Below are 21,683 nucleotides of genomic sequence, written 5' to 3'. Positions count from 1 at the left end.
CGCAAACCCCGCCGCTGATTGGCTGAATGTTCATAGGTAACTCTCCTTATCGTCTGTCAAACTATGCTAAAAGCAGGGCGGCACCGAGTTTAGCCCTGTGTTCTCGGGCAGCCCGCATACGATGTTCATATTCTGGATTGCCTGCCCTGCCGCGCCCTTACCCATATTGTCGATGGCCGACACTACAATCAGGCGGCGGGTTCGCTCGTCAAGGTGCAGCGAAACATCGCAGTAGTTGCTCATCCGCACATTTTTAAGGTTGGCAGCCCCACCTATGGGGCACACACGCACAAACTGCTCCTTTGCGTAGGTGCTGGTATAAACGGCATGCACCTCGTCGAGGGTCACTTCTTTCTTAAGCGCGCCGTAGATGGTGGATACAATGCCGCGGTTTACCGGCAGCAGATGCGGTACAAACGTGACGGTCACCGGTTCGCCCGCAATATCGCTGAGTGTCTGCTCAATTTCGGGGGTGTGGCGGTGTTCTGCAACTTTATAGGGTGAAAACGCCTCGTTGCAGTCGGGGTAATGGGTGGTTTGTGAAAGCCCTCTGCCCGCTCCTGTCACGCCGGATTTGGAATCTATAATAATGCTGTTTGTATCGATTAGTTCGTTTTTTAACGCAGGGTATAACCCGAGACCGATGGAGGTGGGGTAGCAGCCGGGGTTACCCAGAATTTTTTTGCCCTTAATCTGCTCGCGGTAGAGCTCGGGTAGCGCATACACCGCGCTTTGGTGCAATGCAAGGTCATCGTACTCCAAGCCGTACCACTGTTTGTAATCTTCTTCTGCCCAAAGGCGAAAATCCGCGCCGAGGTCGATAAATACTTTGCCCTGTGCGGCACAGCTTGCCGCGTATTTTTCGCTTAAACCATGCGGCAGCGATGCGAAAATGACCTCACTTTTCTCAAGCACCTGCTCGTCGCTTGTGAGCACCGCTTCGAAGATGCCTGCAAGGCTGGGGTATACCTCGCTGATCGGCTTGCCCTCAAAGCTTACCGAGCCTACCGCGGCAAGCTCTGCCTGCGGGTGCCCCAGCAACAGGCGAACAAGCTCTACACCTGCATAGCCCGTTGCCCCAATAATGCCAACTTTAATGCTCATGTTTCATTGCCTCCAAACTATCCTGCACCGCTTGTATCTGTTTTTTTACCGCCCCGGGTGCGGGCCCGCCGTCTACCTTTCGCTCTATCACGCAGGTTTCCAGGCTGATTGCGCGGTACACATCCTGCTCAAACAGGGGGTGTGCCTGCTTATATTCCTCTATAGTGAGTGTCTCAAGCGTTTTGCCATTGTCGATGCAATAGGCAACCAAGCTGCCTGTAACCTTGTAGGCGTCGCGAAACGGCATCCCCTTTTTTACCAGGTAATCGGCGCAGTCGGTGGCGTTGATAAAACCTCTTGCTGCCGCCGCACGCATATTTTCTTTGATCACCCTCATGGTGCTCAGCATCGGAATCATGGTGGAAACGCACAGCTTGACGGTATCCACCGCGTCAAAAATTGCTTCCTTGTCCTCCTGCATATCTTTATTGTACGCGAGGGGCAGGCCTTTGAGCATGGTGAGCAGCGCCATTAAATCGCCAAACACCCTGCCGCTTTTGCCGCGCACCAGCTCGGTGACGTCGGGGTTCTTTTTCTGCGGCATAATGGAGGAGCCTGTTGCGAACGCGTCGTCCAGCTCGATAAATTTGAATTCCCACGAGCACCACAGCACAATTTCTTCAGAAAAACGCGAGAGGTGCACCATAATCAGCGACATTGCAGCGGCAATATCCACACAGAAGTCGCGGTCGGAAACCCCGTCGAGGCTGTTCGCCGTAATATCATCAAACCCCAGCAGCGCAGCAACCTGCTTGCGGTCGATGTTGTAGGTGGTGCCCGCCAGTGCACCGCTACCCAGCGGCATCACGTTCATGCGCGCCTTTGCCGCCTGCACACGATCGATGTCGCGCAGCAGCATCTGGGCATACGCCATCAGGTGGTGTGCAAAGGTGATAGGCTGTGCGCGCTGCAGGTGGGTATAGCCGGGCATTACCGTTTCAAGATGCTGCTCTGCCTGTTCGCACAGGGTCTCTACCATCTTTTTCAGCAGGTCGATCACCGCGTCGCACTCATCGCGCAAGTACATGCGGATGTCCAGTGCAACCTGATCGTTGCGGCTGCGCGCGGTGTGCAGGCGCTTGCCCGTATCGCCAAGGCGGCGGGTAAGCTCTGCCTCCACAAACATATGCACATCCTCGGCGGAAAAATCCACCTCCAAGCTCCCGGTTTCAATGTCGCTCAAAATACCCAGTAAGCCCGCCGTAATCAGGTCTGCCTCGCTTTTTTCAATAATTCCCTGCCATGCAAGCATCATTGCGTGAGCGATGCTGCCCTGTATATCATGTTTGTACATGCGAAAATCAAAACGGATGGAGGAGTTGAAATCATTGACCCGCTCATCCACCTCTTTTTTAAAACGCCCTGCCCAAAGTGCCACTCTGTTCCCTCCAAATTTACAACAGGGCGAGGATGCCCCCGCCCCGTATGATTCCCTTTGTCTTCTCTTATTTTAAGCCGTTTTTCTCTTCCATCTGTGCTTTCACCTTGATGGGCAGACCGAACAAATTGATGAACCCTGCAGAATCGGCCTGATTGTAGCAGTTGTCTTCGCCGAATGTCGCAATCTCCTCCGAGTAGAGCGAGTACGGGCTGGTGACGCCTGCATCGATGATATTGCCCTTGTAGAGCTTCAGCTTAACCTCACCGGTTACCGTTTGCTGTGTGGTCTCTACAAACGCCGAGAGCGCCTCGCGCAGCGGAGTGAACCACTGGCCGTAGTAAACCAGCTCGGCAAATTTAATGGCTACCTGCTCTTTATAATGATGGGTATCACGATCCAGGCAGATTTCTTCAAGCTTTTTGTGTGCCGCGTAAAGAATTGTTCCGCCCGGGGTTTCGTACACGCCGCGGCATTTCATACCCACCAAGCGGTTTTCAACCATATCGATGATGCCGATGCCGTTTGCCCCGCCGATTTCGTTAAGCTTTACAATTATGTCAGCCATTTTCATGGTTTCACCGTTGAGTGCGGTGGGGGTGCCTTTTTCAAATGAAAGGGTGACATAAGTAGCCTTGTCGGGTGCATTTTCGGGCGATACGCCAAGCTCCAAAAAGCCTTCTTTGTTGTAATCTGGTTCGTTGGCGGGGTCTTCGAGGTCCAGCCCCTCGTGCGAGAGGTGCCACAGGTTTTTATCCTTGGAGTAGTTGGTTTCTTTGGTAATAGGCAGCGGGATATCCCTTGCCTGTGCATATTCGATTTCCTCTTCACGGCTCTTGATTTCCCATGTTCTCCACGGTGCAATGATATCCATGCTTGGCGCAAACGCTTTGATGGCGAGCTCGAAACGAACCTGATCGTTGCCCTTGCCGGTGCAGCCATGTGCAATGGCGTCCGCGCCCTCGGCCTTTGCAATTTCAACCAGACGCTTGGCGATGATGGGACGTGCAAACGAGGTGCCCAGCAGATATTTACCCTCGTAGACTGCACCCGCTTTCATGGTGGGGACGATAAACTCCTCTGCAAATACGTCCTTTAAATCCTCAATATAAAGCTTGGAGGCACCTGTTTTAATCGCTTTTTCGTTAAGCCCCGAAAGCTCGCTGCCCTGACCAACGTCAGCAGCAACGGCTATTACCTCACAACCGTAATTTTCTTTGAGCCATGGAATAATAATTGAGGTGTCTAGCCCGCCGGAGTATGCAAGAACTACTTTATTATATTTTTTCATATTATATGCAACCTTTCATTCTGTCGTTCAAATCTTTTTATACATTGCTTCTGCGACTGTGTTTATAATTATACATATTTTTTTCTATATTGCAAGCTTTTTATGAATAAATATTCATTTTATTTTAGATTCTGTTTGCAGCATGTTGCATAATAATTAGTTTTATTCACTGGTATATGCACAAAATAACGCCTCCGCATCTCAATGCGGAGGCGTTATTTGTGCTCATCCATAGGCTAAGCCCTGGCGGTAGCGATCCATAATCATCTTAATCTGCTCGCCATTGGTAGGCGGCGTCCATGTAATGGCGTTGGCGCCTGCCTCTATCGTTTCGATCACGCTTTCATCGGTGGGGCCGCCTGTCGCCATAATCGCAAGCTGGGGGAACTCCTCACGGATTTTTCGTACCAGCGCGGGGGTTTTTGCTGCGGCCGAAACGTTTATAATCGCCGCACCCGCCCCAATACGCGCCGAAATATCCTCGGCCTCGCTGGCAACCGTAACCACTACAGGAATATCAATTTCATTCACCACGTTACGTATGGTTTCATTTGCAGTAGGGGCATTTACAACCACGCCGATAGCACCCTGATACTCCGCGTGCAAGGCCAGATTTACAACGCGTTTGCCCGAAGTAATGCCGCCGCCCACGCCGCAAAATACAGGAATATCCGCCGCGAGCATGATCGACTGGGTAATAACAGGCTGTGGGGTAAACGGGTAGACTGCAATCACCGCGTCTGCGTTCACATTGCGGATAATCGAAACATCGGTGGTAAACACGATCGATTTTATTCGCTTGCCAAAAATCTTAATGCCGGTACAGCGACGAATGCACTCGGGCACAACCAAACAATGCTTGCGTAAATTCCCCTGAAACTCAGGGATAAATGGTGTCTCCATAGCCTGTCCCTCCTGTTAATAATCGTAATGTTTTTCTTTATTATATCAAATTTCTTCGCATTAAGATACAAATATTAGGTGGCACAAAATAAAATTTGTGTTAAACTGTAGGTATCTGAATATCATAACTTTAGGAGGTAATAACCATGGCTTTTAAAACGATTCTTCCCACCGAAATTCACGAAAATGTATTCGACCAAATCAAGCTTGGTATGCCCTTGCTCACCGCCGAAAGCGACGGCAAAATTAACACCATGACTGTAAACTGGGGCCAGATGGGTTACCTGTGGAACCGCTGCGTCACTACCATTTATGTGCGCCCAAGCGCTATACCCTGCCGATTCTCGAAGCAGCCGGCGGCTACAGCCTGTGCTTTATGGGGCAAAAATACGCTACCGAGGTAATGTATTGCGGCAGAAATTCGGGCAAGGACGGCGACAAAATCGCACACTGCGGTTTTACAGTGGCTCACAAAGACGGTATCCCCTATTTTGAGGAGGCAGAGCTGGTTGTGCTGTGCAAAAAATCGTTCGGCACCTGGATGACCGAAGACAATTTCCTCGACAAGGAAGTGCTTTCCGCTTGCTACCCCGAGAAGGACTTTCACAAGCTGTTCATCGGTGAGATCCTAGAGGTTTTGACAAAGGAATGAATTTTTACGAGAAGGTCTACCAGCTTGTGCAGATGATCCCCGCAGGTAAGGTCGCATCCTACGGGCAGATTGCTCTGCTGGCAGGCAACCCCAGGGCTTCCCGTGCGGTAGGCTATGCCCTGCATGTCAACCCGCTGCCCGGTATTATCCCCTGTCACCGCGTGGTAAACCGTGAGGGCAGGCTTGCCCCCGGCTTTGCATTTGGCGGCGAGGGCGAGCAAAGAAAACTGCTCGAAGCCGAGGGTGTGGATGTGGATGACGACGGATATGTGAATATGCAGCTGTACGCATGGCACAATACTGGTCTGTAACAAAAAAGAGATGGGAGCTTCGCTTCCCATCTCTTTTGCTTTATACCCGATACTGCTCTACCTTGTGAACAATCTTTTTATCCACCAGCGCGTCAATTTTAGTACCTGCCTCAACATACTCTTCTTCAAATATCTTTCCCTCAAAGCGAATATCCGAAAGCAGCCCGCCCTTATCGTAGGGGATGACCAATGTCATTCTCACCTGCGAGGGGTCGAGCGTCTGGGCAATTTTGCTCAGCAGGTCCTCAAACCCAAAGCCGGTTTTAGCGCTGATCATCACATTGCTGCCGAGGTTAATGACAGGCTCGAAGCCCTGTACCTTGTCGCATTTGTTCAGTACCGTAATCATGGGCGTGCCTGCAACACCAAGCTCCGCCATCAACTTTTCAGTGACCGAAATCTGCTCCTGCACCTCATCGCTCGAAACATCGCACACGTTGAGCAGCAGGTCGGCATTTGCCGCCTCCTCCAGTGTGGATTTAAACGCCTCTACCAGGTGGTGCGGCAGACGGCGCACCAAACCAACGGTATCCACCAGCATCACGTTGCGCCCGTCGGGTAGCTCTAGGCTGCGCGCGGTCGGGTCGAGCGTTGCAAACAGCTTATCCTCGGCAAGTACGCCCGCGTCGGTAAGGGCATTGAGCAGGGTCGATTTGCCCACGTTGGTGTAGCCGACAATGGCCACAGTGGTAATACCGTCTTTTTTACGGCGCGCCCGCAGGTTGCCCCTGCGCTTTTCGAGTTCCGCAAGCTGTTCCTCCAGTGCCTGTATTCTGCGGCGGATGTGCCGCCTGTCAGATTCCAGCTTGCTCTCACCCGGCCCGCGTGTACCGATACCGCCGCCAAGCCGTGAGAGACTCTGCCCCTGCCCGCCCAAGCGCGGCAGGCGGTAACGCTGCTGTGCAAGCTCTACCTGCAAGGTGCCCTCACGGGTTTTGGCGCGCTGTGCAAAGATATCCAAAATCAGCATCGTGCGGTCGATCACATCAACACCCGTAGCGTCGCTAATGTTACGAATTTGGCTTGCGGTAAGCTCATGGTCAAAGATCAGCAGGTTCGCATCGCTGTCTTCAGCAAACTGCTTAACCTCCTCCAGTCGTCCCGACCCAATCAAGGTTGCCTTGTCGTATTCGGGGCGCTTTTGCGAAACCTTTGCAAGCACCTCAGCACCTGCACTTTGGGCAAGCTCGGCAAGCTCATCGAGCGATACCTCGACATTAAACTCACCGGTATCGGCAGCAATCAGTATTGCACGCTGAATTTCTTCTTTATTTTCATACATTCTATCCTTCACCACATTTCATTATAATCACTCGTACTCATGTTATTATGCGCATTTCGCTCACCCCCGACACAAAGCAAATAAAAAAGCACCCCTGAAATCATTCAGAAGTGCTTTTATCCGCATTTATGGCATGGCTGTACCATGCATTATGCATGGGCGTGAGCGCCCGCACCGGCAGACAAAATAACCTCTGATGATTGTAACTTTTTAATGCGCATTCTGTCCGCCTCCTTTTTTTAAGCTTCCTGTATTATAATTCAAAAAAGTGCTTCTGTCAACGAAAAATCATATTTCACTGCCTCTCGGGGAACATCATCTCTTCAATATAGCTGTCTTGAAAAAAAGCGTGCCCCGAAAGCTCGAGGTATTGCGCACGGTCGGCAAGCGCACGCAGGCGAGCTTTCCCATCCGCCGTAAGCAGTGCTCTCTGTGCACCCATACCCGCTGCGTTGCCAACAAAAACAATCTTATCGAGCAGCGCAGCCGGCAGTAGCCCAATTGCGCAGGCGCTCGCCTTGTTGATATGCGCACCAAAGCCGCCGGCTATGTACAGCTTGTCAATCTCCTTCAGCGTTAGCCCGCTCTCATGCAGCAGCGTGTTCACGCCCGCCGCAATCGCTGCCTTGGCAAGCTGTATTTCGCGTACATCCTGCTGTGTAAGCGAAATTCCGCTGGCCTTATCGAGTACAATTTCCCCCTCGTCATCATCAATATAATGCACAATAAAACCCTCTGCCTCATCGGTATCAAGGATTCTGCCCGTATCGTCCATTCCACCTGCCTGCAGTGCAGCAGCCGCCGCATCGATGATGCCTGAGCCACAGATACCGATGGGGGGCAACCCGCCGATTGTTTCAATGTGCAGCGCATTTTCTTGGCAGGTAACTTTTTCGATTGCCCCGGCAACTCCGCCTACGCCATATTTGATGTGAGCGCCCTCAAACGCCGGCCCTGCAGCGGTAGAGCAGCACACCAGCCTATCTTTACTGGCAAGCGCCATTTCACCGTTGGTGCCAATGTCGATAAACAATGCGGGCCGGTCGTCGTATGCTGCGCCCGACGCGTATAGCCCTGCGGTGATATCCGCACCGACGTACGCGGAAATAGACGGTGCATGGTATACGGTGCCGCTTATGTTAATCCCCAGTTCCGCACCGTTTTGCTCATAGCCAAACAGTGATTTTGGGGTGAACGGAGCTGACGCAATCCCTGCGGGGTCAAGCCCGCAGAGCAGATGTTGCATGGTTGTGTTTGCAACAATAACAGCCTGCCCAATGCGGTTAGCACTCGCCCCGGTCACCCGCTCAAAATCTGCGATATAGCGGTTGAGCTGCGATACCATTATTTTTTGCTGCGCCGCAAGGTTTTCAGAGTTTTCGATGCATGCGCCAATACGCGAGATTACATCGGCACCGTATACGCGCTGCCCGTTGATGCCGCTGGCGGTGTAGAGCAGCCTACCCGTGGCAAGTTCATGGAAATACGCAACCACAGTGGTGGTGCCAATATCCACCGCCATGCCAACGTTTTGTGCCGCATCAAATTCCGCGGTTACTTCAAAATCCACCGCGTCACCCTGTGCGCATACGTCGATATCTGCATGCGATATAATTTGTACCCGTGCGTCCCCCAGCAAAACCGTTTCGCAGGCAAGGCGCGTGTTTGCGGCCAGCTCGGCGGGTGAAAGCAGCTTACGTTCGGCATCGGTGAGCGGCGACAGCGCCCCTGCCGCAATGACTCGGCATTTTCCGCACCTGCCCTTGCCCCCGCATGGGGCGTCTACAAACGCGCCTGCTTCCAGCAATATCGAAAGCAGATTCCCTTGTGCCGACTGCTCATATTCTTTATCATCAATTGCCAGTTTCATATACAATCCTCCATTTACCTCAACAATAGTATTGTAGCATAATTTATAACACCACCACAGTAATATCTTAAGATTCCATGTACTATTTTATTGGGTGTTTTGCAAGAAGCTTTTTCCTGTTGAATTGCACTTGAAAAACAGCTATTCTAAATACAGACCATGTACACAAAATATTCATAAAGTTGGTGGATTTAGTGCGGCTAAAAGTAATTGCCTGTAAAGTTTTGACACGAGAGTTGGGGTATCTCTCAGCGGCCTGCCCAAATTATCTCGATATCTCTTGGCTACGGCAGGGATATCATGATGAGCCTGACAGGCTGCGTGCCATTTTGCAGGAGTGCATTGACAAAATTGACAGCGGCGACGACCCTTTTTCATGCAACGAGACCGTGGGTGAATTTGACGCGATTGTATTGGGCTATGGGTTGTGCAGCAACGGCATCTGCGGTGTTCGCAGCAAACGCTACCCCATTGTGGTGCCACGCGCACACGACTGTATTACTCTGTTTTTGGGCAGCAAGGAGCGTTACCGTGACCTGTTTGACCAGACCAGCGGCGGTGTTTTTTGGTACACGCCCGGCTGGATTGAAAACAGCCTGGTACCGTCTGAAACTACCTATGCGAAAAAATATGACCAATACGTCGAAAAATACGGTGAAGATAACGCCGAATATTTGATGGAGATGGAGGAGACCTGGATTAAAGGTTACAGCGCCGTCGCCTATGTGCAGATGCCGGACATCGCCTACCCCGATTACCGCGGCTACTCCCGCACCTGCGCCGACTACCTTGGCTGGGATCACCACGAGCACAAGGGTGATGACACCTTGCTGCGTGACCTGATTGACGGCAACTGGGATAACGAGCGGTTTCTTGTGATTCCCCCAAACAGCACCTGTGAACAGAGTTATGACAACAGCATTGTAAAAATTAAAGACTAATACATAGCCATAAACACTTGGATTTTTTAATTTGGGCGCCTTAAATTTTATTTTTGTAACCTTCAACAGTTTTTATTCATTGTTTTTGTGTATAATCACAACTACTTGTTAAAACTCATCCCCATAATTTGCTATTTTACATCTATCTTTTTCGAACAGAATTGGGTATAATAATAGTATAGAGAAAGATTAAGATTAAAAATAAACCAACAGGAGGGTTTTATTATGGTAAAATTGATTAAACTGGATACCGCAGAACAACTGAAAGAATTTATGCACCTCGCTTGGGAGTGCCCCGATGATGTAGGCGTACATACCGTTGACGATCAGATAGCAGATGCAAAATCTGTTTTGGGCCTGATGAGCCTTGACTACACCAAACCCGTTAAGGTAGTTACCGAGAGCGAGCGCTTTATGAAGCTGCTTGATAAATGGATTGCAAAAGAATAATTTCTTCCGCTGTGCGGTAAACATAGCAAAAAAACCTGTGTATCGTTTGATACACAGGTTTTTTATTTACTGCTTATCTGTAAAGATTAACGCGCACCACGTTTTCAATCGCGCTCAGCTTCGCCAAAAGCGCCTGAGAAACATGGCCGTCCACATCCACTACGGTGTAGGCATAATCCTTTTTGGATTTGTTGGTGAGGTTATCAATATTCAGTGCTTCGTCCGAAATCGCCTGCGAAATTTTTGTGATCATGCTTGGTACATTCTTATGTATCAGTGCAATTCTGCACGAGCCGCTGCGCTCCATCTGTAAATTCGGCAGGTTAACAGAGTTTTTGATGTTTCCGTTTTCGAGGAAATCAATCAGCTGCAGCGCCGCCATCTTTGCACAGTTGTCCTCCGACTCGGGGGTAGAAGCGCCCAGATGTGGGATAGCGATGACACCTTCTACACCGATGAGATCGTCACTGGGGAAGTCGGTTACATATGCAGCAACCTTACCGGAATCGATTGCGGTAACAATATCCTCACTGTTCACCAGCTCACCGCGCGCAAAGTTGAGAATGCGCACACCATTTTTGCAGGACTCTAAGCTTTCGCTGTTGATCAAATCTTTTGTCTCTGGGGTAAGCGGCACATGCACGGTGATAAAATCACAGTTCTGGTAGATCTCACGCAGGCTCTTTGCATGAACAATAGCGCGCGAAAGCCCCCAAGCGGTGTCAACCGATAGATAGGGGTCGTAGCCGTACACCTGCATGCCTAAATGGCGGGCAGTGTTTGCAACCATTACGCCAATGGCACCCAAACCAATGACACCCAGCTTTTTGCCGGCAACCTCAGGGCCCGCAAACGCGCCCTTGCCTTTTTCCACCAGCTTACCGACCTCGGCGCCCTGCCCTTTGAGGGTTTTCGCCCAATCGATGGCGGGAATCACCTTGCGCGCCGAAATAAGAATGCCCGCAAGCACCAGCTCTTTTACGGCGTTTGCATTAGCGCCCGGTGTGTTAAATACAACAATGCCCTGCTCGCTGCATTTTTCCACGGGGATGTTGTTGACACCCGCACCCGCTCTCGCAATCGCTTTGAGCTGCGTGTCGAAGGTCATTTCGTGCAGTGAGGCGGAGCGCACCATAATGGCATCGGCCGATGTGTTCTCGTCTACAAACTGGTATTTTGTTTTATCAAAATTATCGGTCCCTGCGGGGCTGATTTTATTTAAAGTTTTAATGTTATACACAATACACCCTCCTGTTCATATAGGCTAAGGGGGAACCCCCCGCGCAAGCCTTAATTGTTGGCTTCAAACTCTTTCATAAAGGCAACCAACTTCTCAATACCCTCAACCGGCATTGCGTTGTAGATAGACGCCCTCATGCCACCTACGCTGCGGTGACCTTTTAGATTGACAAAGCCTGCCGCTGCCGCCTCTTTGCAGAATTTTTTATCAAGCTCGGCATCTCCGGTAACAAAGGTGACGTTCATCATAGAACGGTTTTTACCCTGCACGGTGGCTTTAAACAGCTTGGAGCTGTCGAGGAAATCGTAGAGCATCTGCGCCTTTTTCTCATTGCGCTCCTTCATTTTCTCCAGCCCGCCAATGTCGTTGAGAATCCACTCCAGCACAAGCTTGCAGACGTAGATGGAGTAGCAGGGGGGTGTGTTGTACATCGAATCGTTATCGACATGGGTTTTATAATCGAACATGGTGGGGGCACCCTCGCGTACATTGCCAATCAGGTCATCGCGGACAATTACCACGGTAAGCCCTGCGGGCGCCATATTCTTTTGTGCACCGGCGTAGATAAGGCCGAATTTGCTCACGTCATACGGCTCGGAGAGAATGCAGCTGGACATATCGGCAACCAGAGGGATGTCCCCGGTCTCGGGAATATAGGGGAACTTGGTGCCGAAAATTGTATTGTTCAGGCAGATGTGGACATAGTCCGCATCCTTGCTAAAATCGCCCTCGGTAACCTCAGGGATATAGGAGAAATTCTTATCGGCGGAGGACGCCACCACGCGCACCTCACCAAATTTGGTTGCCTCTTCCTTTGCTTTTTTTGCAAACTGACCGGTAACCATGTAATCTGCCTTGCGGTTTTTGTTCATCAGGTTCAGCGGAACCATTGCAAACTGCGAGGACGCACCGCCCTGCAAAAACAAAACCTTGTAATTGTCGGGGATGTTCATGACCTTACGAAGCAGACTTTGACAGTCGTTTATAATCTCTTCGTAAACGGGTGATCGATGACTCATCTCCATTACCGACTGTCCGGATCCATTGTAATCCAGCATTTCACTTGCAGCTTTTGCAAGAACAGTTTCCGGTAAGATTGATGGGCCCGCAGAAAAGTTATAAACTCTTGCCATTGTGTTTTCCTCCATTTAAATAAATTAAATTTATAGCACTGCGTTTGTGCAGTTACTACTTTTATAAAGCTGGCAACCTGTAGCACTTCGCCGATTGCTAGTTTTTTAACAAGTGGATTCTTTTATTATAGTCCTTCTGGCGCTTTAGTCAATTAAATTCACAAAGTTTTACCCTTTTAACAGTTTTGTCAGGGTGTCGGCATCTGTTTCTTTTGCACTTTTGTCAAAAACAATTGTATTTCTACCCAGTACAAGTATACGGTCGGCAAGCCCTATCGCCTCATTTACATCGTTCGTAAAATAAAGGATGCCCCTGCCGCGTTTTGCCTGCCCTGCAATTTCATTGTAGATTCTCAGCTTGGTCTGCAAATCTACCCCGTTGGTGGGGTCAACCAGAACAAAAATGTCGCCGTCTTTGGCGAGGGCGCGCTGCACCAGCTCTCTTTGGCGGTAGCCACCTGTCATATACTCTTTCCGCTGTGTGTTAACACCCACCACATTGTGGAGCATTTTGCCCATGGCATTTATAGTGTCGCGCATTTTTGCGCTAAGCAGCGCAAGCTTGCCTGCCTTGCGCCCACCGTCGCTGTCATAATTCTGCAGTTGCTCCTCGGTATCCTCATCAATGGCTGAAACAATGCGCAGTGCGTCGGCGGTAATCGGGTTATCAATACGCACTTCTCTGCCCGCCACTTTTATGCCTCCGGTATACTCCAAAAGCCCTGCCAGCATGCGGTAAACACTTTGTGCGCAAAGACCCGAATCGGACACCAGCGCGATGATCTCGCTTTTGTGCAGCGTAAAGCTGATGTCTTTGGCATGCCCCGCAGAAATGCTTGCTACCTCTAATACGGGTTCGCCAAGCTCCAGCTGCTGTTTGCTGTAAATGTCGCTCACCTGAAAACCCTCGATGGCTTCTATCAGGTCGAGCTCGGTCATGCCTGCGGTTTCGCGCACCTCTTTGAGCTCGCCGCGTTCCACAAACACAACCCGGTCTGCAAGCGCAATGATCTCATCCAAACGGTGGGTAATATACAATATACTCACTCCCGTTTTGCGCAGTGCGTGCACCATATCGTACAGCACCGAGCATTCCTTGTGCGGCAGGTGTGAGGACGGCTCATCCATAATAATGAGCTTTGCATCGGACAGATAGGCGCGTGCAATGGCAGCCGCCTGCTTTTGCGCAGAAGTAAGAGTATAGAAAGGTTTGCTTGGGTCAATATCGATCCCCAGCGTTTCAAAGCACTCGCTGCAAACGGCGCACAGCCTGCGGGGGCTCATTCTGCCTGTTTTATAATATTGATCGTTGCCGAATAAAATGTTATCTGCAACCGACATTTGCTCAAATCCCTGGTTGTTCTGCATTAGCGTAACAATACTGAGCTTTGTCGCTACGGCAGGCTCAGAGATTTTTACCGGTCGACCCTCAAAATAGATTCTGCCGCTGTCTGCGGGCAGAAAACCGTTGATTACGCTTGCGAGAGTAGATTTGCCCGCGGCGTTTTTGCCTGCCAGTGCCAGCACTTCGCCCTTATTGATGGTGAGATCGATATTGCGGATATAAAACTCGCTGGTTATTCTGCGGGTTACCTGCTCGAGCCGCATTAGCTCCTGTGCCATAGCTACGTCCTCCTTGCATTGGGGTGGTTTATTTCACCTTATTCTCTTCCAACAGCTTCACTAGCTGCTCCACATCCACACCGTTATCCTTCTCAAAGCGTGTTTTCGAGAGCAGGCTGCCTAATTTGCGTACATTTACAATGGGCAGGGTATCCTTAACATACAACACATTCTTTTTAAATGCCGAGGTAAACACCACAACTTGCTCCATTTGAATATTATAGACGTTGTTTTTAGCAAATATTTTGCGTGCTGCATCCATGGCGGCAATACCCTCGTTCAACGGGTTTTTAATGCGTGTTTTTACGTCGTCTTTCACTACCGACCAATATTCCTCGCGCTCTTCGCCGTAGTAATCGGCGTTTTCTACCTGTGTGTTCACAAACAGCAAGCCAAAAAAGCCAACCAGTATATGGTCGATATGCACCGTTTCTTTTCCGCAATCCAATGTAATATCTTGCAGCACTTTATAACTGCGAATGGATGCAAATTTTTTAAGCGTACCGGTTACGCGCCTGTACTGCCCTGCAACGCTTGTTCTTCTCTTCCACAGCAAAACAACCACAAGCGCAATAGCGGCCCATACCGCCACCATAATTCCAATTTGCATTCCGTCCATACCAATCCATCCTTTTTTCATCTGAATTTTGGGCATACCATAAACAATGCTTTTTATGGTATGCTGCCCTTCCCAATGGTTTCTGCCCGGCAGCAAACCGGAAAGGGTAAGTGAAAAATTGCTTTACTATTTATTTTAACATATGTGATAGCCAAAAGGAAGAACGTCCTGTCATCATAAAACTGTAAACTTTTTTTATAAAGCGATGCCAAACTTGACTAACCTGCGAAAACGTTTATAATTTTAATAGAGTTCAAATTGCTCAAAAACAAATGGAGATGCTTATGAAAAAGATTGTTGCACTATTATTGGCAGCGATAATGCTGCTTTCTGTTACAGCCTGCGGCAAGGAGGAGCAAGATGCCCCCCAGCCGAGTGAAAAATCGGTTGCCTATGCGCAAACCGAGCCCGAGAATCTTGGGGATGTGATGAGCCTTATTTATGAGAACATCAAAATGAAAGAGCTGCAATCCGCAACCGAGAAGGACCTCACCAACTTATTCCACATCGAGCCGGATATGGTGCAGAAATACGCTATCCGCTACTCTTCGGGGCGCTACGGCGTTGCCGATGTGGCAATCATCAAGCCTGCTGAGGGCCAAACGGAAGCCGTACAGGAGGCCCTAGAGACGCGCCGTGCTGACCGTGTGGCTGAATTTGAGAACTACGATGTACACGATTCGTTCCGCATTGCCAAAGAAGCGGAGATTTTTACCCGCGGTGATTATGTAATTATGTTAATGCTCGCCGACGTAGACGCTGCACGTACCATTATACTTGAACAAATACCCGGGTAACGGCAGCACTGCCTTCTCCGCTTTGGGCAGCGGTAATTTATGATGAGGTATAAAGCTATGTTTGAGAAGAAGGATTTGAGCCGCCGCGTATGGCTGATCGATGAAGTTCGGGGCGTATTCATCATTCTGATGGTGCTCTACCATCTGTTTTATGACCTTGTTTATATCTTCGAGGTGAATATCCCCGCTTTCCATTGGAGGTTCACCAGTTACCTTCAGCTCCTTATCGCGGGGCTTTTTGTGTTTATTTCGGGCGTTGCATCGCGCTTTTCGCGCAGCAACCTCAAGCGCGGCGCTCAGTGCTTTGCCTTTGGCATGGTTATGACATTGGCCACATGGCTGTTTCTGCCCTCGCAGATTGTCCTATTCGGCATCTTACATCTGCTCGGTGTTTGCATGATGCTGTTCCCGCTGATGAAGCCCGTTTTAGACCGTATTCCCCCTCTCGCCGGTTTGATTGTATGTGCGGTGCTGTTTTTTCTCACCTACAACACACAATCGGGCTACTGGGGTATGCGCGGGTGGCAAATGAACCTGCCTGTCGCATGGTATTCTACTAATTTTCTTTTTCCGTTTGGTTTTCCCAATGCCGAGTTCTGGTCGTCGGACTATTTTCCGTTGCTACCATGGATTTTATGGTACCTTGGCGGCACCTTTGCGGGGGTGTATATTAAAAACGGGCAGTGCCCCGCATGGTTCTACCGCCCCCACAGCCGCCTGATGGCGTTTTTAGGGCGCAACACCTTCATTATCTACCTGCTGCACCAGCCGGTGGTTTATGGCGTGCTGTATGTGATCTTTGCCGCTATGCGGTAGGGCATTCCACGGGCCTGCATTCCCCAAGTTCTGTGATGGATTTGGCAATAGCCTTTGAGTATACAAAGCAGATTTACAGATATGGAGGGGAACAATAATGCTAAAAAGAATTTTCGTAGTTTTAGCGGCTGCTTTTTTGATTGCAGGCTGTACAAGAAATGAGCAGCCATCAAGTACTGTAAGCGAAACGGCTATTGAAGCCTCCTCCTCCTCAAGCTCTGCCTCTGGACCGGCGAAGAATGAGGAGGATTCCCTTTACCGCGATATTCTAATCAATTACGGCGCATACATTCCTGAAATTAGCGATTATCAACTGTCTGCACATAAAGGGGCAAGCCTTTTTTGGCACAGCGACTGGGATGAGCAAAACCCATTGCCTGCCGATGCTTATTTCTCGTGGTATTTGGGTCAGTTATGGAATGAAGGCCTATCTTATGAAGAAAGAGCTGTAAAGTATGCTTCCCCCTACGGAGAAGACAGGGGATGGTTTATTAAAAAGCAGGATTACGAAAGCAAAGCACAAAAATATTTTGATGTTACCACGGAATATCTTCGCTCCGCAAAAGCATACGATGCAAAGTATGAGGGTTATACTATAGGCGGTGGTGGTGGCATTGGGGAGACGCCTAAAATTGTACTATTTAAAACAGAACGTGAAGGCGATGTTTTAAAACTCTACTTGACTTTGGTTTACAACGAGGAAAATAGGATTTACGCCATGCCAAACGAATATAAGATTCTTTCAGTGCGGCTGCTGGAGGGCGGTGGTTACCGGTATATCGGCTACACAACCGACCAAAGCCCATCGCCACAGCAGATCGATTCTGATTTTACCACCAAACAAAGTATTAACACAGGAACACCCGCCGAATACGTTAACAACGAGTTGGCATTTTCAGTTGCTTTTCCGCAAATATGGGCGAATAATTACACTGCGCAGGCTGCCAAATTGTTTTTTCAAGAAACAGACGGCGTGGGAACATACGTCGGATTTTACTACAAAGACGACAGAGCTGCACCCCTGTTTAGCATTTATGCCGTTCCCTTGGATGTTTGGGAAATTGTTAAAAACAGGGAAACTCCGATTGGTTTTCAGTTTGGGCAAAATAATTCCTATGTGTTTTTAGCTGAGCCTTGGGGCGGTGGAAACCCCTATAAAAGCGGAGCAGACAAAGAATTGTATGATAACATGTATATTGAACCTGAGCAGATTGAGGAAAAAATAATATTCCAAATCATAGGTAATAACTAAAAAGAAAATTGCAAAAAGGGCGATTGCAGCTAAGCTGCAATCGCCCTTAATCTCTATGCACAAGGTTGATCTCGTTATCAAACCTTTTTGTTTGTTGATTTCATACGCAGGTTATTGTCAAGAATCTTCTTGCGAAGACGAATGCTCTTAGGGGTTACCTCCACCAGTTCGTCATCGCCGATAAACTCAAGGCTATCCTCCAGGCTCAAACGGCGCGGCGGAACCAGGCGCAATGCATCATCACTGCCCGAAGCACGGGTGTTGGTCATCTGCTTTCTCTTGCAGACGTTCACCGCCATATCATCGCCCTTGGGGTTGGAGCCAATAATCATGCCCTCGTACACCGGTACACCCGCACCAATAAACAGCACACCGCGCTCCTGCGCGTTGTACAAGCCATAGGTAACCGATTCACCGGTTTCAAACACAATCAGCGAGCCTGTAGCGCGTGTTGGAATATCGCCCTTAAACGGCTGGTAATCGTGGAATACAGCGTTCATAATACCTTCACCGCGGGTATCGGTCATAAACTCACTGCGGTAGCCAAACAAGCCTCTGGACGGAATGATAAATTCCACCTTGAAGCGGCTGCCCACCTGCTGCATATGTGTAAGCTCGCCTTTACGAGAGCCCATTTTCTCCATAACAGAGCCCAAAGATTCCTCGGGAACATCGATGACCAGCTCCTCCATGGGCTCATACAGCTTGCCATCAATCTCTTTGTAGAGAACCTTGGGGGTGCTTACCTGGAACTCATAACCCTCACGGCGCATGGTTTCAATGAGGATAGACAGATGCATCTCACCTCTGCCGCAAACGCGGAAGCTGTCGGTGTTTTCTGTTTCGTTGATACGCAGCGAAACGTCTTTGAGCAGTTCGCGGAACAAGCGGTCGCGTATTTGACGGGAGGTGACAAATTTGCCCTCTCTGCCCGCAAATGGGCTGTCATTGACCGAGAAGGTCATTTCAACCGTTGGCTCTGAAATTTTTACAAACGGCAGGGGCTCTTCTAACCCCAGCTGACAAACGGTATCGCCAATGGTAATGTTCTCAACGCCCGAAAAACAAACAATGTCGCCAACCGAAACCTCAGTCGCAGGTACACGTTTCAGGCCCTCAATCTGATAGATATTCACAACCTTACTTCTGTAAGGTTTTCTATCCTGGTGATAATCGCAAATGGTAACATCTTGATTTGCCTTCAGGCTGCCGTTTTCAATCCTGCCAATGGCAATTCTACCGACATACTCGTTGTAGTCGATGGAAGAAACCAGCATCTGCAACGGTTTTTCTGCATCGCCCTCTGGGCCGGGGATGTGGGAGAGGATGGTCTCAAACATCGGGGTAAGATCCTCGCCCTCTGCACTAGCATCCATAGTCGCAGTGCCGGTTCTGCCCGAGCAATATACCACTGGGCTTTCCAACTGCTCTTCGGTGGCATCAAGCTCCAATAAAAGCTCCAGCACCTCATCGGCAACCTCAGCGGGGCGTGCACCGGGCTTGTCTACTTTATTTACAACGATAATAATCTTATGTCCAAGCTCAAGTGCCTTCTGCAAAACAAAGCGTGTCTGCGGCATCGGGCCCTCAAAGGCGTCTACCAGCAGCAGCACACCGTTTACCATTTTAAGAACGCGCTCAACCTCACCGCCAAAATCGGCATGCCCCGGGGTGTCGATAATATTTATTTTTACGCCCTTGTAGTGAGCCGCCGTATTCTTAGCAAGAATGGTAATGCCGCGCTCGCGCTCAAGGTCGTTATTGTCCATAACTCTATCCGCAACCACTTGGTTGTCGCGGAAAACGCCGCCTTGTTTCAGCATTTCATCTACCAGTGTGGTCTTGCCGTGGTCAACGTGAGCTATGATTGCTACATTGCGTAAATCTTCTCTAATCAAATTCGATTACTCCTCAATATCAGACTTCTAGCTTTTCTATTCATACCGCATATAATTATATCCCTTTTTTCGTCATTTTGCTACAGATGCACAAAAATATCTTGTTTTAACTAAACAAAATGTCTTTGATTCTCCTGTTTTTGTGTACTTTTTCAAATTTTTGGTGTAAAATGTAATTATCTAAGCCGGAAAGGGAGATATAGCCTTGAAAAAATCCATTTTGATCGTATTTCTCATGATATTATTATCCTACTCGGCCTCCTGTACACAAAAGGAAATAACGCCTGTAGAAGGGCTTAGAGCCACCGCAGTATACTCGGATTTTATTAACAAAATGGAGTCGGGCGAGCTTGTTAAGCTGCATTACAGCACCCACTCTTGGTTCGAGTTCTGTACATCTGAATCAACCGCAATTAAATTTAATACAACCACGGCAGGCAAGCGTCAGCTCGTCTACCGCGACCGTAATCCTTTTGTTTTCTGGCATTATCCGCCTTACGATTATTATGACGGTGATACGTATTATTATAAGTATAAAAATAACTGGTTTATCGACACCTTCAGCAAATACAACCGCATACAGCAAAAGGATTTCGTCGGCATCCGTGAAAACTTTTTCAAAGGGAATAATATTCTGTCAGATTACGTATATAAAGACGGAAGCAGCTACCGCCTGGAAGCTGTGATACAAAGTAAGGACAAAAATACTTACTATTCGTTTGTAGGGCAAGCAGATGAAAACCATATTATTTCGAGCATCAAAATCAAGGAATACGAGTTTAATTATGAATCTAATGAGTATGAAAATATCAGCACTTATCTGTTCCGCTATTCAGGCGTAAACAAGGGTAATGAAATTAAACGTCCGAAAGATCTCAAACCAAATGAAATCGCCAACGACCTAAATTTAGATAAGGACGAATTCTAACCGACACTATTCGTAGAAACGCATAACTGAAACCACCCTGCCTAAGATGCGTACATCCTCTACAATGATCGGATCAAAAGCATCGTTTTCGGGTTGCAGGCGAAAATGCCCCTTCTCTTTATAAAAACGCTTTACAGTGGCTTCATCTTCCACCATTGCAACAACGATCTGCCCATTCTCTGCAACGCTTACCTTGCGAGACACGATAATGTCGCCGTCCAAAATCCCAGCGTTCATCATACTATCTCCGCGAACGCGCAGGGCAAACAGGTCTTTATCGCTGCCATAGCGTGCTTTATAGGGGATATATTCTTCAATCTGTTCAACTGCAAGAATTGGCAAGCCCGCGGTTACGGTGCCCAGCAAAGGAACCTTTGTCGTGCTGGCACCCGGCATTTTAATAGAGCGATTAAGGTTCTGGTCGCGCTCAATGTAGCCCTCCTGTTCCAATTGCTTTAGATATTTATGCACCGTGGAGGTGGACTTAATGCCCAAATCTGCGCAAATCTCCCTTACAGACGGCGGTACGCCTTCATTAATCCGCTCATTGATATATTCCAGCACATTTTGTGCCTTTTGATCCAACATTGCTTGCACCCTTCCCTATTTTACTGCTTCTATCATATCATATTCTAACCTTTGATGCAAACATACGTTTGCCCTCTGATGTAAATATTGGATTATATTGTTTATAATTTTTCTATCGATTATTAAACCTTTGTTTACAGCACCTTAACAAACAAATTCTCTAATGGTTTATAATAAGAGCATACCCAAACAAAACGCAGCCGCAGCGTTTATGGGTATAAGCTCTACCCTCCTCAAGAAAACACACCTCAAACAAATAAAAGTGTCTGCATGTTGCATGCAGGCACTTTTATTGTTTTAAGTCCACAAAAGGGTCTACCCCCTATTTAAGTGTCTCTTTCTTATCATTTAGATACAATGCACCAGCCTTGCCACCTTTACTTTGAGAGAAATAAAAAAAGCAGCCTAATTATATAATCAGACTGCTTTTTGGCTCCCCCTGTTGGACTTGAACCAACGACCCTGCGGTTAACAGCCGCATGCTCTACCGACTGAGCTAAGGAGGAATATAAAGGGAAATGACTGAAAAACATTTCTGTCTTTCAGTCAACCAAGTGTCGGCATCGACTTATCTTCCCAGGCAGCTTCCCGCCAAGTATTTTCAGCA

The 21,683-nt window shown here is 48.7% G+C and carries 21 protein-coding genes and 1 tRNA gene; 9 read left to right on the top strand and 13 right to left on the bottom strand.

The genetic code is table 11. The features are described 5' to 3' along the window. Positions 1-66 precede the first annotated feature (66 nt). The 4 genes from argC to RTV33_RS08780 form a co-directional block, all read right to left on the bottom strand. Entirely contained in the window at positions 67-1,104 is a 1,038-nt protein-coding gene (gene argC, locus RTV33_RS08795) for an N-acetyl-gamma-glutamyl-phosphate reductase (protein WP_312643518.1), read from the bottom strand. Then, complete coding sequence (argH, locus tag RTV33_RS08790; protein ID WP_312643517.1) at positions 1,094-2,482, bottom strand: argininosuccinate lyase; 1,389 nt, start codon at positions 2,480-2,482, stop codon at positions 1,094-1,096. Before argH ends, argC begins: the two co-directional genes overlap by 11 nt. 67 nt (positions 2,483-2,549) lie before the next feature. Then, positions 2,550-3,773 (bottom strand): argininosuccinate synthase, encoded by a 1,224-nt coding sequence (locus RTV33_RS08785; RefSeq protein WP_312643516.1) that lies wholly within the window; start codon positions 3,771-3,773, stop codon positions 2,550-2,552. A 225-nt stretch (positions 3,774-3,998) separates the two neighbouring features. Next, positions 3,999-4,676, bottom strand: coding sequence for a hydrolase (locus RTV33_RS08780; RefSeq protein ID WP_312643514.1), 678 nt, complete (start codon positions 4,674-4,676; stop codon positions 3,999-4,001). A 146-nt stretch (positions 4,677-4,822) separates the two neighbouring features. On the opposite strand from RTV33_RS08780, the gene RTV33_RS08775 reads away from it, so the two are divergent. From RTV33_RS08775 to RTV33_RS08765, 3 genes are read left to right on the top strand one after another with little or no spacing between them, the layout of a single operon-like run. After that, positions 4,823-5,080 carry a hypothetical protein gene (locus RTV33_RS08775; RefSeq protein WP_312643512.1) on the top strand — a complete coding sequence of 86 codons (258 nt, stop codon included), beginning with the start codon at positions 4,823-4,825 and terminating at the stop codon, positions 5,078-5,080. Continuing rightward, positions 4,963-5,328, top strand: a complete 366-nt coding sequence (locus tag RTV33_RS08770; RefSeq protein WP_396327239.1) for a flavin reductase — start codon at positions 4,963-4,965, stop codon at positions 5,326-5,328. Before RTV33_RS08775 ends, RTV33_RS08770 begins: the two co-directional genes overlap by 118 nt. Beyond that, the gene (locus RTV33_RS08765) at positions 5,325-5,639 is read left to right on the top strand and encodes an MGMT family protein (RefSeq protein WP_312643509.1); all 315 of its coding nucleotides are present in this window, start codon (positions 5,325-5,327) and stop codon (positions 5,637-5,639) included. The genes RTV33_RS08770 and RTV33_RS08765 overlap by 4 nt, the downstream gene beginning before the upstream one ends. Before the next feature lie 40 nt (positions 5,640-5,679). Here RTV33_RS08765 and hflX read toward each other — a convergent pair whose 3' ends face one another. Beyond that, positions 5,680-6,921: a GTPase HflX gene (hflX, locus tag RTV33_RS08760; protein ID WP_312643507.1), complete on the bottom strand. Its 1,242-nt coding sequence runs from the start codon at positions 6,919-6,921 to the stop codon at positions 5,680-5,682. A gap of 295 nt (positions 6,922-7,216) precedes the next feature. After that, on the bottom strand, positions 7,217-8,791 hold the full coding sequence (locus tag RTV33_RS08755; protein WP_312643505.1) for an ASKHA domain-containing protein: 1,575 nt from the start codon (positions 8,789-8,791) through the stop codon (positions 7,217-7,219). Between the two features lie 194 nt (positions 8,792-8,985). Between RTV33_RS08755 and RTV33_RS08750 the strand changes: the two genes are divergently transcribed. Together RTV33_RS08750 and RTV33_RS08745 are read left to right on the top strand one after the other, a co-directional pair. Next, a complete protein-coding gene (locus RTV33_RS08750; protein ID WP_312643503.1) occupies positions 8,986-9,732 on the top strand; it encodes a DUF1638 domain-containing protein in 747 nt (248 codons plus the stop codon). 225 nt (positions 9,733-9,957) lie between these two features. Beyond that, entirely contained in the window at positions 9,958-10,182 is a 225-nt protein-coding gene (locus RTV33_RS08745; protein WP_312643501.1) for an HPr family phosphocarrier protein, read from the top strand. 73 nt (positions 10,183-10,255) lie between these two features. Here RTV33_RS08745 and RTV33_RS08740 read toward each other — a convergent pair whose 3' ends face one another. The 4 genes from RTV33_RS08740 to RTV33_RS08725 all read right to left on the bottom strand — a co-directional run bounded on the left by RTV33_RS08740 (position 10,256) and on the right by RTV33_RS08725 (position 14,797). Further along, the gene (locus RTV33_RS08740; protein ID WP_312643499.1) at positions 10,256-11,422 is read right to left on the bottom strand and encodes a phosphoglycerate dehydrogenase; all 1,167 of its coding nucleotides are present in this window, start codon (positions 11,420-11,422) and stop codon (positions 10,256-10,258) included. A gap of 50 nt (positions 11,423-11,472) precedes the next feature. Further along, positions 11,473-12,555 carry a 3-phosphoserine/phosphohydroxythreonine transaminase gene (gene serC / locus RTV33_RS08735; protein WP_312643497.1) on the bottom strand — a complete coding sequence of 361 codons (1,083 nt, stop codon included), beginning with the start codon at positions 12,553-12,555 and terminating at the stop codon, positions 11,473-11,475. 168 nt (positions 12,556-12,723) lie between these two features. Then, entirely contained in the window at positions 12,724-14,178 is a 1,455-nt protein-coding gene (locus RTV33_RS08730; protein WP_312643495.1) for an ATP-binding cassette domain-containing protein, read from the bottom strand. A 28-nt stretch (positions 14,179-14,206) separates the two neighbouring features. Beyond that, positions 14,207-14,797, bottom strand: coding sequence for a nuclease-related domain-containing protein (locus tag RTV33_RS08725; RefSeq protein WP_312643493.1), 591 nt, complete (start codon positions 14,795-14,797; stop codon positions 14,207-14,209). Positions 14,798-15,081: 284 nt separating this feature from the next. Here RTV33_RS08725 and RTV33_RS08720 point away from each other — a divergent pair, with 284 nt between their 5' ends. The 3 genes from RTV33_RS08720 (at position 15,082) to RTV33_RS08710 (ending at position 17,662) form a co-directional block, all read left to right on the top strand. Then, positions 15,082-15,594 carry a DUF4358 domain-containing protein gene (locus RTV33_RS08720; protein WP_312643491.1) on the top strand — a complete coding sequence of 171 codons (513 nt, stop codon included), beginning with the start codon at positions 15,082-15,084 and terminating at the stop codon, positions 15,592-15,594. 57 nt (positions 15,595-15,651) lie between these two features. Beyond that, a complete protein-coding gene (locus tag RTV33_RS08715) occupies positions 15,652-16,410 on the top strand; it encodes a heparan-alpha-glucosaminide N-acetyltransferase (RefSeq protein ID WP_312643489.1) in 759 nt (252 codons plus the stop codon). Positions 16,411-16,507: 97 nt separating this feature from the next. Beyond that, positions 16,508-17,662, top strand: a complete 1,155-nt coding sequence (locus tag RTV33_RS08710) for a hypothetical protein (protein WP_312643487.1) — start codon at positions 16,508-16,510, stop codon at positions 17,660-17,662. A gap of 77 nt (positions 17,663-17,739) precedes the next feature. On the opposite strand, the gene typA is transcribed toward RTV33_RS08710, so the two are convergent. Beyond that, a complete protein-coding gene (gene typA, locus RTV33_RS08705; RefSeq protein ID WP_312643485.1) occupies positions 17,740-19,560 on the bottom strand; it encodes a translational GTPase TypA in 1,821 nt (606 codons plus the stop codon). Positions 19,561-19,765: 205 nt separating this feature from the next. On the opposite strand from typA, the gene RTV33_RS08700 reads away from it, so the two are divergent. Next, a complete protein-coding gene (locus tag RTV33_RS08700; protein WP_312643483.1) occupies positions 19,766-20,488 on the top strand; it encodes a hypothetical protein in 723 nt (240 codons plus the stop codon). Between the two features lie 6 nt (positions 20,489-20,494). On the opposite strand, the gene lexA is transcribed toward RTV33_RS08700, so the two are convergent. Continuing rightward, positions 20,495-21,076: a transcriptional repressor LexA gene (lexA, locus tag RTV33_RS08695; RefSeq protein ID WP_312643481.1), complete on the bottom strand. Its 582-nt coding sequence runs from the start codon at positions 21,074-21,076 to the stop codon at positions 20,495-20,497. A 430-nt stretch (positions 21,077-21,506) separates the two neighbouring features. Further along, positions 21,507-21,582, bottom strand: a tRNA-Asn gene (locus RTV33_RS08690). Positions 21,583-21,683: the final 101 nt, after the last annotated feature.

The sequence above is a fragment of the Hydrogenoanaerobacterium sp. genome (assembly GCF_032017025.1).
Classification (GTDB): Bacteria; Bacillota; Clostridia; order Oscillospirales; family Ruminococcaceae; genus Hydrogenoanaerobacterium.
This window is presented reverse-complemented; position numbering and strand designations above follow the sequence as displayed.